Annotated in this window: 14 protein-coding genes and 1 pseudogene; 11 read left to right on the top strand and 4 right to left on the bottom strand. The window is 71.1% G+C overall.

Annotation, left to right across the window (positions count from 1 at the left end):
* The first annotated feature begins 473 nt into the window (after positions 1 to 473).
* The gene (locus tag OHS18_RS07615; RefSeq protein WP_328616450.1) at positions 474 to 2,183 is read left to right on the top strand and encodes a sulfatase; all 1,710 of its coding nucleotides are present in this window, start codon (positions 474 to 476) and stop codon (positions 2,181 to 2,183) included.
* An 80-nt stretch (positions 2,184 to 2,263) separates the two neighbouring features.
* Here the strand turns inward: OHS18_RS07615 and OHS18_RS07610 are convergent, their stop codons facing one another.
* Positions 2,264 to 3,172, bottom strand: coding sequence for an enolase C-terminal domain-like protein (locus tag OHS18_RS07610; RefSeq protein ID WP_328616449.1), 909 nt, complete (start codon positions 3,170 to 3,172; stop codon positions 2,264 to 2,266).
* A 960-nt stretch (positions 3,173 to 4,132) separates the two neighbouring features.
* Between OHS18_RS07610 and OHS18_RS07605 the strand changes: the two genes are divergently transcribed.
* On the top strand, positions 4,133 to 5,260 hold the full coding sequence (locus OHS18_RS07605; protein ID WP_328616448.1) for a S1 family peptidase: 1,128 nt from the start codon (positions 4,133 to 4,135) through the stop codon (positions 5,258 to 5,260).
* A 40-nt stretch (positions 5,261 to 5,300) separates the two neighbouring features.
* Positions 5,301 to 5,798, top strand: coding sequence for a tRNA (N6-threonylcarbamoyladenosine(37)-N6)-methyltransferase TrmO (gene tsaA, locus OHS18_RS07600; protein WP_328454586.1), 498 nt, complete (start codon positions 5,301 to 5,303; stop codon positions 5,796 to 5,798).
* On the opposite strand, the gene OHS18_RS07595 is transcribed toward tsaA, so the two are convergent.
* Positions 5,795 to 6,385: a TetR/AcrR family transcriptional regulator gene (locus tag OHS18_RS07595; protein ID WP_328616447.1), complete on the bottom strand. Its 591-nt coding sequence runs from the start codon at positions 6,383 to 6,385 to the stop codon at positions 5,795 to 5,797. The genes tsaA and OHS18_RS07595 overlap by 4 nt on opposite strands.
* Before the next feature lie 4 nt (positions 6,386 to 6,389).
* Positions 6,390 to 7,256: an alpha/beta fold hydrolase gene (locus OHS18_RS07590; RefSeq protein WP_328616446.1), complete on the bottom strand. Its 867-nt coding sequence runs from the start codon at positions 7,254 to 7,256 to the stop codon at positions 6,390 to 6,392.
* A 476-nt stretch (positions 7,257 to 7,732) separates the two neighbouring features.
* Between OHS18_RS07590 and OHS18_RS07585 the strand changes: the two genes are divergently transcribed.
* Together OHS18_RS07585 and OHS18_RS07580 are read left to right on the top strand one after the other, a co-directional pair.
* Positions 7,733 to 8,515 (top strand): D-Ala-D-Ala carboxypeptidase family metallohydrolase, encoded by a 783-nt coding sequence (locus OHS18_RS07585; RefSeq protein WP_328616445.1) that lies wholly within the window; start codon positions 7,733 to 7,735, stop codon positions 8,513 to 8,515.
* A gap of 333 nt (positions 8,516 to 8,848) precedes the next feature.
* Complete coding sequence (locus OHS18_RS07580) at positions 8,849 to 9,364, top strand: VOC family protein (RefSeq protein ID WP_328454597.1); 516 nt, start codon at positions 8,849 to 8,851, stop codon at positions 9,362 to 9,364.
* Positions 9,365 to 9,368: 4 nt separating this feature from the next.
* Here the strand turns inward: OHS18_RS07580 and OHS18_RS07575 are convergent, their stop codons facing one another.
* Positions 9,369 to 9,809: a DoxX family protein gene (locus tag OHS18_RS07575; protein WP_328616444.1), complete on the bottom strand. Its 441-nt coding sequence runs from the start codon at positions 9,807 to 9,809 to the stop codon at positions 9,369 to 9,371.
* Positions 9,810 to 10,366: 557 nt separating this feature from the next.
* Between OHS18_RS07575 and OHS18_RS07570 the strand changes: the two genes are divergently transcribed.
* The 6 genes and pseudogenes from OHS18_RS07570 to OHS18_RS07540 all read left to right on the top strand — a co-directional run bounded on the left by OHS18_RS07570 (position 10,367) and on the right by OHS18_RS07540 (position 15,382).
* On the top strand, positions 10,367 to 11,125 hold the full coding sequence (locus OHS18_RS07570; RefSeq protein WP_328454601.1) for an ATP-binding protein: 759 nt from the start codon (positions 10,367 to 10,369) through the stop codon (positions 11,123 to 11,125).
* 95 nt (positions 11,126 to 11,220) lie between these two features.
* Complete coding sequence (locus OHS18_RS07565) at positions 11,221 to 11,913, top strand: TetR/AcrR family transcriptional regulator (protein ID WP_328616443.1); 693 nt, start codon at positions 11,221 to 11,223, stop codon at positions 11,911 to 11,913.
* Positions 11,910 to 13,013 (top strand): annotated as a pseudogene (locus OHS18_RS07555) (FAD-dependent oxidoreductase). Before OHS18_RS07565 ends, OHS18_RS07555 begins: the two are co-directional and overlap by 4 nt.
* 45 nt (positions 13,014 to 13,058) lie before the next feature.
* Positions 13,059 to 13,760 carry an alpha/beta fold hydrolase gene (locus tag OHS18_RS07550; protein ID WP_328616440.1) on the top strand — a complete coding sequence of 234 codons (702 nt, stop codon included), beginning with the start codon at positions 13,059 to 13,061 and terminating at the stop codon, positions 13,758 to 13,760.
* Between the two features lie 23 nt (positions 13,761 to 13,783).
* Positions 13,784 to 15,043: a PucR family transcriptional regulator gene (locus OHS18_RS07545; RefSeq protein ID WP_328454607.1), complete on the top strand. Its 1,260-nt coding sequence runs from the start codon at positions 13,784 to 13,786 to the stop codon at positions 15,041 to 15,043.
* A gap of 87 nt (positions 15,044 to 15,130) precedes the next feature.
* Positions 15,131 to 15,382 carry a hypothetical protein gene (locus OHS18_RS07540; RefSeq protein ID WP_328616439.1) on the top strand — a complete coding sequence of 84 codons (252 nt, stop codon included), beginning with the start codon at positions 15,131 to 15,133 and terminating at the stop codon, positions 15,380 to 15,382.
* Positions 15,383 to 15,748: the final 366 nt, after the last annotated feature.

The following is a 15,748-nucleotide window of genomic DNA, read 5'->3' as shown; positions in this document are numbered from 1 at the left end:
GGCTTGGGTCTTCACGAGCAAAACACCCGGCCGACCGGCTCGCAACCGAACGGCCGATTTCCTTCCCCTGTAGGGGGTATCAGGGCTCTTTCGTGGGTGAAAGACGGAGATCCGGGTTTGGCCGCGGGGATATCGGGTATCGGCCGATTCCTTTCGGGGCCACCCACGGCAGGTGCGGGCATCCGCGCCCGGCGTCGGGCACGGACGGGATTCCCGGTCGCCATTTCCCGGACCGAAGCCGCCCGTGACGTCCTCGACGCGGTGAGCGTGACGGCCGACCCGGAAAGTCGCCGATGTACGAAATGTACGACCGGGCGCCGAGCGGCTGATCGTCGGGGAACGGCCGCCTCCGCCCGCCCGCGGCTCGGCGGCGTGAACCTCGCACCGCCCCGAGCCGTATACCGGGTGAGGATCGCCGTCCCCGCCGCACGGGCCCGGCGATCACCCCGTGAACTGTGATGTGAGGCCGCGCCATGATGGGAACCACCGGTCTGCCGCGGTCGCGGCGAGCCCGCCGCCGCACCCCGGGCGGAGGTGCGGCACTGCCCGACTTCGGGCTGCCGCGGGCCGCCCGGCGGCACGCCGTCGCGAGCGTGGTGCTCACCGTCCTGGCCGCGCTGCTGGTGCTGTTCGCGCTCCTCGCGCCGGACGACCTCACCTCGTTCTCGCCGGAAGCCCTGGTCCGGGTGCCGGTGGAAGGCCTGATCGTGGCCGCGTTCGTGCTGGTCCTGCCGCCGCGGGCGCGCACGGTGGTCGCGGTGCTGGGCGGCCTGGTGCTGGGCCTGCTCACGATCATGAAGGCGCTCGACACCGGCTTCTACGCGACCCTCGAGAAGCCGTTCGACCCCGTCTACGACTGGAGCTTCTTCACCGCGGGCGTCGAGTTCCTCGCCGGCGAGATCGGCGACGCGGGCGCGTACGCCGTGCTGGCCGGGGCCGTGGTCCTCTCGCTCGCGATCGTCGTCTTCACGGTGCTCGCGATGCTGCGGCTGACCCGGATCGCGGCCGGCCGGCGGACCGGCGCGACGCGGGTGGTCGCCGTGCTCGGCGTGATCTGGATCGTCTGCTCGGTCTTCGGCGTCGAGATCGCGCCGGGCCAGCCGGTCGCGGCCCAGAACGCCGCGGCCCTGGCCTACGACGACCTGCGCCAGGTGAGCACCGACCTGCGGGAACAGCAGCCGTTCAGCGAGCTGGCCGCCGAGGACGCGTTCCGGAACACCTCCGGTGACCAGCTGCTGGCCGGGCTGCGCGGCAAGAACGTGGTGCTCACGTTCGTGGAGAGCTACGGCCGCGTCGCGCTCGACGACCCGGGGTTCGCGCCGAAGATCGGCGCGACGCTCGACGCGGGCACCGCGCAGCTGCGCGCGGCCGGCATCGGCGCGAAGAGCGCGTTCCTCTCGTCCTCGACGTTCGGCGGCGGCAGCTGGCTCGCGCACTCCACCGTCGAGTCCGGCATGTGGATCGACAACCAGCAGCGCTACAACAACCTCCTCGACAGTGATCGGCTGACCCTGGGCGGCGCGTTCCAGAAGGCGGGCTGGAAGACCGTCTGGGACGTGCCCGCGCACACGAAGGACTGGCCGGAGGGGCAGCGGTTCTACCACCCGGACGCCTACTACGACTTCCGGAACATCGGCTACCGGGGCCCGGGGTTCGCCTACGCCACGATGCCGGATCAGTACACGCTCTCCATGCTGCAGCGCAACGAGCTGGCGAAACCGGCCCAAAAGCCGGTGATGGCCGAGGTGGACCTCGTCTCCAGCCACGCGCCGTGGTCGCCGCGGCCCTGGCTGGTCGACTGGAACCAGGTCGGCGACGGCTCGATCTTCGCGCCCCAGCCGGGTGCGGGCGAGGCGCCCGAGTCGGTCTGGAAGGACCCCGCGAAGATCCGCGACGCCTACCGCGACGCCACCGACTACTCGCTCAAGACGCTCATCTCCTTCGTGCAGCACTACGGCGACGACAACCTGGTGCTGGTGTTCCTCGGCGACCACCAGCCGCCGGTCGTCACCCCGCAGGGCGCGGTCCACGACGTGCCGATCACAATCGTCGCGAAGGACCCGAAGGTGCTGGACCGGATCTCCGGCTGGGGCTGGACGGACGGGCTGCACCCGGCCGCGCAGGCGCCGGTGTGGAAGATGGACTCCTTCCGCGATCGCTTCCTGACCGCGTTCGCCCGCTGACCGTCCGGCCGAGGTTTGTTTCAGCAGCAAGAGAAACGCCCCCGGTCGTCACCCCTCCGCGAGCCGGCCCGGGGCACGGACTAGCCCGGATGGAGCAGCGTCGTGACTTTCCGCTGCGCGGAGTTCACTTGCCCGATGAATTGCCCGTAATTCTTTCGCAGTTCTAGGCTCGGTTCCGTCGGGGTTCTCCGTGCTGAGGAGTGGTCATGCGAAGGAAATTGGCGGTTCTCGCCGTCGCTGTTTTTTCCCTGTTCGGTCTGACGGTCGGTACCGCGGCCGCGGCCGGCAGTGATTTCGCGCCACCCGGGTGCTTCGGGGAGCGGTACGGCATCCTTTTCGGCCAAGGTGTCTCGGTCAGCTGTTTCCCCGGTGAGGGCTACGGCTACCGGGTGATCGCGCACTGCTCGAACGGCAGCGCGTTCTGGTATGTGGTCGGCGACTTCGTGCCGTACGGCTTCGGCCCGGCGGTCGCGGAATGCACCGGCGCGCTGCTGGTACCGGCCCGGGTGGTCGCCTACCAGGTCGACGAAATCTGATTCCGCGCCTTTTCCGCCCGGTCGCCCTTTCGGGTGGCCGGGCGGACGCGCGTGTTTTCCGGTTCGGGAAACGCGGCGGTCGTCCATCGCGTCGCGATCCCGGTCGATTCCGAGGCCGGGGGTTTCCCGGGGGCACCGCGTGGCCGTTTTCGACGTCATTTCCGTGCGGGTGATCGCCCGCAGCTGCGGGATGTGCTCGACGTAACGGCCGTTCGGCACCGCCGCGGCGAGGCTCACGTGCGGTTCCATCAGTAAGTGTGGGCAGGCCTCGACGTTGAAGGCTTCGGCCAGGTGGGCCACCTTGAGCCAGGGCGTGATGCCGCCGACCCGGGCGACGTCGGGCTGCACGATCGAGGCCGCGCCGCGGTGCAGGTGGTCGCGGAACTGTGCGACCGAGTAAAGCGACTCGCCGACGGCGATCGGCACGGACGTCGAGGCGGCGAGCCCGGACACGTCGGCAGCGGCTCTTCCAGTCAGAACAGGTCCAGCGGCGCGACGCGGCGGCCCGCCGCACGGCCTCGGCGGCCTATAGGAAATACGATTCCGTCGCGGCGGTGACCGGGCTGTCAACGAAGGGGGTGGCTTCGATCGCGCCCTCGGGCGGCTCACGCTCCGGGCTGCGGCTTGGAATCCACGCACCGGCTCTCCTTGCTTGGCTCGCGGATTCGGGCTGTGCCCGGGCTCCGTGTTGGCGCTGCGCCGGGCTGCGCCTGGCTCGCCGTCAGAGCGGCGCCTGGGATCCGCGTGCCGGCTCACGGCGCTCAGCTGATTCGGGCTGCGCCCTCGGCTCCGCGCGCCGGGCCTCCGGCTGCGCCGGCACCGCGCCGGGCCTCTGGCTGCGCCCTCGGCTCCGCGCGCGCCTTCGGCTGTGCCGGGCTCGCCGTCCGGGATTCGGGGCTGCGCTCTGCACGCCGGCGCGCTGTGCCCGGTTCGGGCTGTGCCCCGGATGTCGCAAGCCGGTGCGCCGCGCCTGGCTCGCCGTCCGAGCGGCGCCCCGGATCCGCCTGCCGGCCGCACCGGGACCGCGCCTCGATCCGCGCGCCAGGCCCGCGGGCTCGGACCGCACCTCGGATCCAGGCCGCGGCGGGGGACTGTCATGCACGTCTGGTGCCCTGCAGTCCCTGGTTTCTGGTTCCCGGCGTCCATGCGTGTTGTACTTGGTTCAGACCTTTTACAACGTTGCAACGGAGGCAGGGCCCACGCGGCGCGAACGGCCACCAGCCGATTCGCGCCTCTCTGGCGCGTGCAGAACGTGTTGCAGCGCAACAAAACCAGGGCTTCAGTCCGCAGTGGACAGTCGTTCGCCCCTGCGAATTCCGGACAGAAAACCGGACAATTCTGGACCTGCCGCGAACCCGGCCGCACACTCGGCGGACAGTGTGTTTCTTTCCCCCGGCCTCGGAGGAGTTCCCCATGCGTCGAAGAATCGCCCTGGCTCTCGGCGGCGCCGCCGTCCTCACCGCCAGTCTCGCCACCACCGCTCTCGCCCCCGCCGTCGCGCAGGCGTCGCCCGGCCTGATCGCCGCCATGCAACGGGATTTCGGGCTGACCGCCGCCCAAGCCGAAACCCGGCTGGGGCAAGAGACGACCGCCTCGCGGGTGCTGCCGGACGCGCAGCGCGCCGCCGGTGCGGCCTTCGGCGGGGCCTGGTTCGATCCCGCGCTCGGCAAGCTCGTCGTCGGCGTGACCGACCCGGCCGCGGCCGCCGCCGTCCGGCAGGCGGGCGCCGAGCCGACGACCGCCGTGATCAGCGCGGCGAAACTGGACGCGGCGAAAGCCGCCATCGACTCGGCGGCCAAGGCGCATCCCGCGCCGGCCGGTGTCAGTGGCTGGCGGACCGACGCGCGCAGCGGCAGTGTCGTCGTCACCCTCCGGCCCGGCGCGCAGGGCGCCGACGTCGACGCTTTTGTCGCGCAGGCCCGGAAAGCCGGCCCCGTCACCGTGACCTCGACGCCGAAGGCCGAGACGTTCGCGGCCGGGACAGTCGGCGGCGACCCGTACTACATCAACGGCAACACCCGCTGCTCGATCGGCTTCTCCGTGAACGGCGGGTTCGTCAGCGCCGGGCACTGCGGCGGCGCCGGCAGCTCGGTCGTCGGCTGGGACGGCTCGGCGATGGGCACGTTCGCCGGTTCTTCCTTCCCCGGCAACGACTATTCGTTCATCCGCACCGGCAACGGCTGGTGGAACGCGCCGGTCGTGCTCGGCTGGGGCACGGTCAGCGACGCGCTCGTGCGCGGCTCCTGGGTCGCGCCCGTCGGCACCTCGGTGTGCCGCTCGGGTTCGACGACGCACTGGCACTGCGGTGTCGTGGAGGGGCTGAACGAAACCGTCAACTACTCCCAGGGCGCCGTCTACCAGGTGACCCGTACCAACGTCTGCGCCGAGCCCGGCGACTCGGGCGGCTCCTTCATCACCGGTGACCAGGCGCAGGGCGTCACCTCCGGTGGCTGGGGCAACTGCAGCTCCGGCGGCGAGACGTGGTTCCAGCCGGTGAACGAGATCCTGCAGACGTTCGGCGTTTCGCTGGTCACGGCCTAGCGCGACCGCGACGCCGGTCGCGGGCACCTAGGCTGGGCCGATGACCTCGCCCCTGCCCGCGATCGGCGTCGTGCGCACCGCCCGGACGGAGCTCGAGCACACCCCCGTCCAGGCCGCCGCGAACCGTGCCGAGGAAGGCACGATCGAACTCGACGCACGCTTCGCCGAGGGACTGGCCGGGCTCGCCGGGTTCGACTACGCGTGGCTGCTCAGCTGGCTGGACCGGCCCGACCGACCGGGCGGTCTCACGCAGGTGCCGTACCTGCTGCGCCGCGAAGGCCGCCGGATGGGCATCTTCGCCACCCGCGGCCCGCGCCGGCCGAACCCGATCGGGCTCAGCCTCATCCGGCTGCTCGACGTCTCCGGCACCACGATCCGGTTCGCCGGTGTCGATCTCCTCGACGGCACGCCGGTGCTCGACGTGAAGCCGTACGTCACCCGGTTCGACCGGCCGCCCGGCGACCCGGCCTGCGGGTGGTTCGACGCCGTCGACGTGCCCGAAGGCGTCACGCCGGCCCGGCTGGCCGAAGAATCCTAGGCCTTCAGCAGGCTCGCCAGCCAGGCGCCGAGCACCTGCTGGACGTCGGCACGGGTCCGCGCCGGGTCGTCCGCGGCGGCGATCATCCGGGCCGCCTCCATCACCGCGCTCAGCACCAGCTGCGCCAGCGCGGGGACCGGCAGTTCGACGATCAGCCCGTCCGCCCGGGCCTGGTCCAGCACGCTGATGATCAGGCCGAGGCCGTACTCCGCCTCGATCTCGCGCCAGACGTCCCAGCCCAGCACGGCGGGCGCGTCGGTGAGGGAGATCCGGCGGACGTCTTCGCGCAGGCAGGCGTCGAGGAACACGCCGAGGCCGAGCGTCATGCCGGTCAGCGGGTCGGCGCCCCGGGCGAACGCGGCGCCGACCTCTTCGGTCAGTTCGCGTTCCAGCTCCTCGACCACCGCGCGGAACAAACCCTGCTTGTCGGCGTAGTGGTGGTACAGCGCGCCGCGGGTGACGCCCGCCGCGCGGGTGATCTCGTCCGCCGGCACGGCCTGGTAGCCGCGGGTGGCGAACAGCTCGCGCGCGGCGGCGACCAGGGCGGCCTTCGTGCCTGCGGAGCGGTCCTGCTGGGTACGTCGCACCCGCCTAATCTGCCATGACGCCCGCGAACTCGATCACGTGCCGCGCCAGCGCGGCGGGCTGGTCCTCCGAGACGAACGTGTAGGAGTCCGCGATCTCGACGAGCTTCGCGTCCGGCAGCAGCGCGGCGAGCCGGTGGGCGAGCGAGATCGGGAACAGCTTGTCCTCGCTCGCCCAGGCGAGCAGCACCGGCCGGTCGAACGTCCGCAGCGCCTCGGCGGCGGCCAAGGTGTGCCTCGGGTGCACGTCACGCAGCAGCTTGCGCAGGTCGCGCCGCACTCCGGCGGACTTCCGCAGCGGCGCGAGGTAGGCCTGCGCGACGTCGTCGGGCAGCGGTCGCTTGACGACCCAGCCGAACAGCATCGGCAGCGGGTACAGCACGCGGAACCGCAGCAGCTGACCGAGCACGGCCATCGACCCCGGGATCCGCGCGATCGCGGGCAGCGGCTTGAAGATCGGCGGGAAGAAGTACTCGAAGCAGTCGGACGGCGTGAGCACCACCCGCCCGACCCGGTCCGGGCGGCGGCTGAGCATGATCTGCGTCAGCGCGCCGCCGGTGTCGTTCGCGACCAGTGTGACGTCGCGCAGGTCCAGCGCCTCCAGGAGGTCCGCGATGACGTCGGCGGCGCCGGCGGGGGAGAGGTCGGCATCCGCTCGCATCGGGAGGTCGTGCGAGCCCAGCGGCAGATCCGGGGCCACACAACGGAACCCGGCCGCCGCGACGTCCGGCACCACCTTCCGCCACAGCTGCGCGTTCGTCAGCACGCCGTGGACGAACACCACGGGCGCGCCGCTGCCCCGCTCGAAGTACCGCACCTCACCCGCCGGCAGCCGGACCCGGTGCTCCCGACCCAAGGATTCGCTTCTCGTCATGCGAGCTATAGTTACATACATGCACCATGTATGTAAATGACGTCAGCGGCCGTCTGTGTCGACGACCAGCCGGCAGGTGCCGGCCTGGACGCTGGGCTCCGAGAGGGCGGCCGGGCTCAGGTCGGCTTAGCCGACGCCGCTCTCGTCGCGACAGGCGGCCAGTTGTGCGGTGGGGGCCAAGGCGATCGGCCCCAGTCCGCCGTGAAATCCGGGGTGTGGAGCACGGTCAGGCTGCTCGCGCCAAACGCGGTGATGCGCATGGTTACCCCCTCTCGTTTAACTTAGGGCTAAGCAAAATGGCTCAGCGCTGAGTTAACCGAGAGTGAAGGTGGCCGGGTTCGCCCCGATCGTCAAGAATTCACGAGCCGTGCGCCGAGCACGGCGGGTCCCGGCGCGGGGCGGCCGGGGTGTTGGCGGATGTTTGGGCGGCCCGTGTCTGCTGCGGGCTTCGTTCGCCGAGTACTCCGGAGGCCTCGATGAGCCTGTTCCGCCCGTCCGCCGGCATCGGCCGCCGCACCCTGCTCAAGGCCGCGGCCGGGACCGGGGTCGCCCTGGCCGGCAGCCTTGCCGCGATGGCGGCGTTCCCCGGGATCGCGGCGGCCTACTCGTGGCCGTCGTCGTTGCGGTCCGGTTCGACCGGCGCGGCCGTGAAGGAACTGCAGATCCGCGTCGCGGGCTGGGCCGCCGACGGCCCGCAGCAGACGTACGTCGCCGTCGACGGTGAATTCGGTCCCGGCACCGAAGCCGCCCTGAAACGGTTCCAGGCCGCGAACCACCTGACGGCCGACGGTGTCGCGGACGCGGACGACTTCGCGACCCTCAATGCGCTGGAATCCGCGGACGGCTCGACGTCGCACTTCGAATTCAGCGAATTCACGTCCAATGACGGTACGGGTTTCGGTGGCGGCAAGGTCGGCTCGGCGACGGTCAAGGAGAACGTCCGGCGGCTGATGTACAAGCTCGAAGCCCTGCGGGCGAAGGGTGGCAACCGGGCGATCACGATCTCGTCGGGCTTTCGCAGCGTCGCGCACAACCAGGCCATCGGCGGCGCGTCGAACAGCATGCACGTCTACGGCACGGCAGCGGACATCTACGTCAGCGGCCTGAGCACACGCCAGGTGTACGTCCTCGCCGAGGCCTGCGGGTTCTCCGGGTTGGAGCGCTACACACTCTCGGACGCCCACCAGCACGTCGACAGCCGCATCGAGTACGCGTACGGCTCGCAGAGCTGGTGGTGGGAGAGCGGCACCGTGAGTTGAACGCTTGAAGGAAACGCTGTTTGACGCAGTGCTGCGCGGTGATGCCCCGGGCGAGGCTTCGGGGAAAGGTCGGATCCGGGGGCATCACCGCCCGCGGGACAGCTGACACGTTGTCCTGCGGTGGATCAACCCTACGAACCCCGGGGCCGTTCGACCAGAGCCTCGATGCGGTGTCGAAGGTTTGTCGCCCGGTCGGTCGCAGGGCCCACTGAGAGTGGGTCTTTCGGGCTGATCGAGGATCGCTCACGCTCGCTTGACCGTTCGCTGCTTCGCGCCTAGCCTTAAGTTGAAACTTCAACCGATTCGCGCGCGCAGCACGTGCCAGGAGAGCCGATGTCGATCTTTCGCCTGAACCACGCCGTGCTGTACGTCCGGAACGTGGCCGAGAGCGTGGCGTTCTACCGGGACCTCCTGGGGTTCGACTACATCGAGGGCGGCGACGCCCACCGCGGCGCGGCCTTCCTGCGGGCGCCCGGCTCGACCAACGACCACGACCTCGGCCTGTTCGAGCTCGGCGCGCACGCCGAGGACTCCGGCGCCGGGCAGACGTCGGTCGGCCTGTACCACCTCGCGTGGGAGGTCGACACCCTCGGCGACCTGGACCTCATCGCCGGCCGTCTCGAAGCGGCCGGCGCGCTGGTCGGCTCGTCCGACCACGGCACCACGAAGTCGTTGTACGCCAAGGATCCGAGCGGGATCGAGTTCGAGGTCGTCTGGATCATCCCGCGCGAGCTGCTGACCGACGCGGATCGCGACAAGAGCAAGGCCATCGGCCGGCTGGACCTCGCGCGCGAGATGGCGAAGTACGGCCCTGACGTCCGCGGCGGCGTCGGCATCTCGCGCCCGTAGGGTCTCAGGACGCGAGTTCGTCCGCCCGGACGTGATCCTGCTCCGGTGCCGAAGTGCGTTGCCGGGTAAGGAGAGTGCTCAACGCGAAGCGGCCCGGGCCGATGAACGCGACGGTCAGCAGTGCCCAGCAGAACAGGGTCGCGGCCTCGCCGCCGTTCTGGATCGGGAGCAGGCCGGTCGGCAGGTGCACCGTGAAGTAGGCGAACGCCATCGAGCCCGAGCCGAGCACGGCGGCGACCCGGGTACCGAGCCCGACGCAGACCAGCGCGCCGCAGACGAGCTGGATCACCGCGGCCCACCAGCCCGGCCACGCGCCGACGGCGACGGTGGACTTCGCGCCGAAGAGCCCGAACAGCGACTTGGCGCCGTGACAGGCGAACAGGAAGCCGATGACGATGCGGTAGAGCCCGATGACGTGCTCGCGGGCCGGGGCCAAGCGGTGCATGGTTCCTCCGGAGGCGGGGTGCGGGCGGCAGCCGGCCGGCCGGTGCGCGGGGCCGGCCGTGGCGGATGCGGAGCGTTCAGATATACCGGCCGGTCGGGATTCGGCACACCGCCGAAAGTCGGATGGGGATAATTTCCCGGGAAAAACCCGGACTTCTGCCCGAATTGGTCCGCCATACCGCGAGACCACGTTGTCAGGCAAGAGAAAACCTGGAATTCCGGCTATTTGCCCGATCTGGTCCAGACCAGTTAGTGGACTGGTCCACGCCGGGTTTCGGGAATGTTTCGGGTTCTTTTCGGAAATGGCGCGGACTGGTCCTGCCGGATCAGTGCGGCGACCCGTTCGGCGTCCCGGAGACGGCGGTAGCCGGTCCGGTCGCCTCCGGCGGAACTCCGCGCCGGACGACCGCCGCGTCACGGCCGCGACGCTCGTGACCATCGCTGTGTGCTCGTCGAATCAGCATCACGGCGCGACCGGGCCCTTTGCGCCGTCCCGGGGGAGGACTAGCGTGACGGCCATGGGATCGACGGCGCGATCGCGCCAGCCGGCCGGTGCCCGTGCCTGAGGGCATCGGGATCGAGCTGCGGAACCGGAACGCGAGCGCGTTGGTCTTCGTGACCGGGCGGCTCGACATCACGGGCTACCCCTTCCTGCGTGACGGCCTCCTGAAGATCGCCGCCGATACCCCGCCGGGGCTGATCGCGGACATCGACGGCCTGGTCATGGACCTGCACTCGCCGAGCCTGTTCCCGTTCGTCGCCACCCGGCTCGAGCGCTGGCCGGGCATCCCGTTCTCCCTGGTGACCCGGCAGCCCGCGCACATCGAGGCGTTCGGCTCCTTCGGCCTGGACCGGTTCGTCCCGGTGTACGCCGACGTCGAGGCCGCGGAGGAGGCGTTGCCGCACCCGATCCGCCGCCGCGCGGAGCGGACACTCGCGCGCGGGGAAGCCGGGATCGCGCAGGCGCGCGCATTCGTCAGTGCGCGGACCGGCGAATGGGGCGTGCCCGCGCTCGAGTACGACGGCACGCTCATCGCGGCGGAGCTCACGGACAACGCTTCCCGGCACACGGCTTCGCTGCCGCGGTTGCGCCTGGAGCTGCGGCGGGACCTGCTGACGATCGCGGTGAGCGACGACGATCCCCGGCCCGCGGTGCTGCTCGACCAGCCCGACCTGCTGGAGCCCGGCCTGGGCCTGCGGATCGTGGCGCAGACCGCCCGGGCGTGGGGGAGCAGCAAGCGGTGGACGGGCGGCAAGGTCGTCTGGGCCGTCCTGGCCACGCCGGAGCGGCGCCGGTCGGGGACCCTCGGTCCCTGATCCCTTCTGGGCAGGTTCTGCGGGCGTGACCGGCGTCATACGAACATGTTCGTTCCGAACGTGATCGTAACGAACATGTTCGCTACGGTGGATGTATGGCCGAGAACAGCACATCCAGTCGCCGGGAACGTCCGGCGAAGCCGGCTCTGACGCGTCGAGGCATCGTGGCGACGGCGGTCGCCGTCATGCGCGCCGAAGGTGCCGAGCGCGTCACCATGCGCCGGCTGGCCAAGGAGCTCGACACCGGTCCCGCCTCGCTCTACGTGTACGTCAAGGACACCGAGGAACTGCACGCCGCGATGCTCGACGAGCTGCTCGCCGAGGTCGACCTCGGCGACGGCGGCGCGGGGGAGTGGCGTGACCGGCTCTGGGCGGTGCTGGGCTCCTACCGCTCGGTGCTGTTCGCCCACCCGAGCCTCGCCCGGGTCGCGCTGGTGACCCGGCTGAGCGGGTCGCACTACCTGGCTGTCGTCGAAGCGGTGCTCGCGCTGCTCGACGAAGGCGGGATGCCGCCGGGGCAGGCCGCGTGGGCCGTCGACGTGCTGCTGCTGATCGCCACCGCGACCGCCGTCGAACACGGCAGCCGCCAGGAAAAGCCCGGCGCCGAGCGGGAGCACGACGTGCTCGTCGAGACGCTCGCCGGCCTCTCCGCGCAGACCTATCCGCACATCGCGGCGCTGGGCCCGGATCTCGTGTCCGGACCGGGCCTGTCCCGTGCGCGCTGGGCGTTCGACGTCCTGCTGAACGGCGCGCTGAGCACCACGCGCCCCCGGAACGAACAGCGATGACGACCACCACCCACGTCACGATCGTCGGGGGCGGCCTGGGCGGCCTCACCCTGGCCCGTGTCCTGCACACCCGCGGCATCGCCGCGACCGTCTGCGAACTCGACGCCTCCCCGGCCGCCCGCGACCAGGGCGGCACGTTGGACCTGCGCGAAGAATCGGGGTAGCACGCGCTGGCCGAGGCCGGCTTGACCGAGCGGTTCCACGCGATCGCCCGTGACGAAGGCGAGGCGCTGCGCATCCTGGACAAGCACGGCGTCGTCCGGTTCGAGGAGACCGCCGACGCGAGCGGCGGCACCCGGCCCGAGGTCGACCGCGGCGCGCTCAAACGGATCCTCGTCGAGTCCTTGCCGGACGGAGTTGTCCGCTGGGGCACGAAAGTGACCGCGGTGGCGGCCGGCCGGCTCACCCTGGACACCGGCGAAGTCCTCGAGTCCGACCTGGTCGTCGGCGCGGACGGGGCCTGGTCGAAGGTCCGGCCGTTGCTGTCGGACGCCGTCCCGGTCTACTCGGGACTGTCCTTCGTCGAGGCTCATCTGTCCGATGTGGACACCGCGCACCCGGCCGTGGCCGCGCTGGTCGGCGCGGGCTCGATGTTCGCGCCGGCCGACGGGAAAGGCCTGATCGCCCAGCGCAACGGCGGCGGCCGGATCCGCGTCTACGCCGCCCTGCAGGCGCCGGCCGAGACGGTGACCGGGCTGGTCGACCCCACCGACCCGGCCGGGACCCGCGCACGGCTGCTCGAGGTCTTCGCCGACTTCGATGCCGGGCTGCGGGCGCTCATCTCGGACAGCGACGACACCCTGGTGCCCCGGCCGATCCACGCCCTGCCGGTCGGTCACCGGTGGGCGCGCGTGCCGGGGGTGACCCTGCTCGGCGACGCCGCGCACGTGATGTCGCCGTTCGCCGGCGAGGGCGCCAACCTCGCGATGCTCGACTCCGCCGAACTGGCCGTCGCGCTGTCCGGGCACGACGACGTCGAAAGCGCTCTCTCGGCCTACGAGACCGCGCTGTTCCCGCGAGCGGAAGAGGCCGCGCGGGGGTCGGCGGACAACCTCGCCGAGAGCTTCCGGCCGGACGCGCCCGCGCGATGGTCGACCTGATGCTCTCGCACTGACCTGAACTCCCCGCTCCCGAAAGGCGCCACCATGACCGCGAAGATCCTCCGGCCCGGCCCGGAGCTGGAACTGCACCTCACCGACACCGGCGAAGGCGGCCGTCCCGTGCTCGCCTTGCACGGCGGCGCCGGACCGCGCGGCATCGCGCCGGTCGTCGAGCACTTCGCGCCGGAAAACCGGGTGCTCGCGCCAACCCACCCGGGCTGGGGCGGCACGCCGCGCCCGGAGTGGTTCACCGGCGTCGACAGCCTCGCCGTCACCTACCTCGACCTACTGGAGGACGAAGACCTCACCGACGTCGTCGTCGTGGCCGGCTCGTTCGGCGGCTGGGTCGCGTCCGAAATGGCCGTGCGCGACCGCGGGCACCGGATCGGCGCGCTCGTCGTGCTCGACGGCATCGGCCCGGCGATCGACGGCCTTCCGGTCCGGATGCCGCGGCCGCAGCCCGGCGCGCCGGGGCCCGCACCCGCCGACCTGGCGACGATGCAGGTCTACACCGGTCCGGGGATGGGCGATCCCAAGCTGCTGCGCCGCCTCGCGCGGGTCCGGATCCCGGCTCTGCTGATCTGGGGCGACGAGGACACGGTCGTCCCGCCGGCGTTCGGCGAGGCCTACGCGGCGGGGTTCGCGGACGCCCGGTTCGAGGTCGTGGCGGGTGCCGGGCATCTGCCCGCGGTGCAGAATCCGGCCGCGACGTTCGAATTGGTCGACGAGTTCCTGGTGAAAGCATGATCGTTCACCTCTAGGGTGGCTCCATGGTGGACGAAGAAACCGTCTCGGAGCGGATCCGGCAGGTCGCCGCCTCGCTGGCCGATCGCGCGGGTGACCTCACCGGCGACCTGGTGCAGCTCTACGCCGCGGAGCTGCCGCAGCTGGTCCACGACGACGAGCGGATGGTCAGCCTGCTGACCGCGAGCGTCTACCAGAACATCGAGACCGGGCTGCAGATCCTCCAGCACAGCATCGACCCGGCCCACGTCGAGGCGCCGGCCGCCGCGCTCGAGTACGCGCGGCGGCTGGCGCAGCGCGGCACGCCGGTGTTCGACCTGATCCGGGCCTACGACGTCGGGCAGGCCGCGATGCTGGACTTCGGGTTCCAGGAGTGCACCCGCCAGGTCGCCGAGGCCGAGCTGCTCGGCGAGATGATGCGCCGGCTGCTGAAGGTCGTCTTCGAGTTCGTCACCCGGGTCACCCGGCAGCTGATCACCGTCTACCAGGACGAACGCGACCGGTGGCTGCTCAACCGGAGCGCGGCGCGGGCGGCCAAAGTGCAGGAGCTGCTGGGGGAGAACCACGGCCCGCTCGACGCCGCGTCCGTCGACGCGGCCGAGGCCGTGATCGGCTACCGGCTGCGCGGCACGCACGCCGGGATGATCCTCTGGCACACCGGAACCGCGGACGACGTGCTGTCGGTGCTGGAGTCGGTCGCGGCCGCGGTGCTCGGCCGCGTCCAGGACCACGGGCGGCCGCTGTTCGTGCCGCGCGACGAGGCGAGCGCGTGGGTGTGGCTGCCGCTCGGCCGCGACGTCACGATCGGCCGCGCCCACCTCGACGAGGTCCTCGCGGCGGCCGAACCCGGCGTCCGGGTGACCGTCGGTGACCCCGCGACCGGCGTCGGCGGCTTCCGCGACACCCACCACCAGGCCCTGCGGGTGCACGCGCTGGCGCTCGCGGCCGGTGAGCACTGCGACCGCGCGCTGACCTTCCGCGAGGTCGGCACGATGGCGCTGCTGACGTCCGACCTCAACGCGGCCCGCCTGTGGATCACGAGCACCCTCGGGCCGCTGGCCGCCGACGACGAGAACTGCGGGCGCCTGCGCGAAACCCTCCACGTCTTCCTCGCCTCCGGCGGCAGCTACACCGCGGCGGCGGCCGAGCTGACGATGCACAAGAACTCCGTGCAGTACCGCGTCCGCAAGGCCCAGGAACTGCTGCCGCGCGAGCTCGGCACGAACCGCCTGGACGTCGAGCTCGCCCTGAGCCTGTGCCACCGGCTCGGCGCCGCGGTGCTCTGAGGCTTTGGTGTCGCAGACCACACCGGCCGAAGATCGTTGGGTCCGGGACACGAAGTCTTCCCGCGGTTTCGGGCCTACCTTTCGATCATGGGTGAAAACGGTGGGATGCTCGCACTGGTGCGGCTACGCCGAGGCGTCGTCGGCGAAAGCAGACGCGTCTGTCACCTGATCCCCGTCCCGGCCCCCGGCGCCGTCCCCGAGTACCTGGCGGCCCTGTGCGGCGAGTCGATCTTCCCCGGCGAGGCCGAAGTGCTCGACGGCCTGCGGGGGATGCCGTGCCACGCGTGCCTGATGGCGGACGCGCCGGTGGGCGGCGGCTTCCTGGCGAACGCGGGTTAGCGCCGCCCCGGCGGGTTCTGGATCGATTTCGTGAAAATGCCACTCCGTGCCGTGCGGAAAGTCGATTTCCGTGGCGGGAGTCGGTGAATATCCGACCGGGCGAATAACTTTCCGGCATTGTCGCAGGGAGTAGCCGGCCGGGTGTCCACTGTGGTCGCCAGTGCGACATAGGTCGACGTTCCGGACGCGCCAAGCTGTCGATCACGTGGGAAAACACCACGTCGAGCCCCGGATCGATAGTCCATTCGGACTAACTCTGCGGATTACGTATCCACACGGGACGTCGTGAGCTTTAACCTTGCGTGATTCTTCACCATGAATCGCACTGGGGAGTGAGATGAAGTCGACGTCACCGCTTTGGCTGCC

The sequence above is a fragment of the Amycolatopsis sp. NBC_00355 genome (assembly GCF_036104975.1).
Lineage (GTDB): Bacteria > Actinomycetota > Actinomycetes > Mycobacteriales > Pseudonocardiaceae > Amycolatopsis.
Note: the sequence above shows the minus strand (reverse complement) of the source record. Positions and strands in the feature narration are given on the sequence as shown.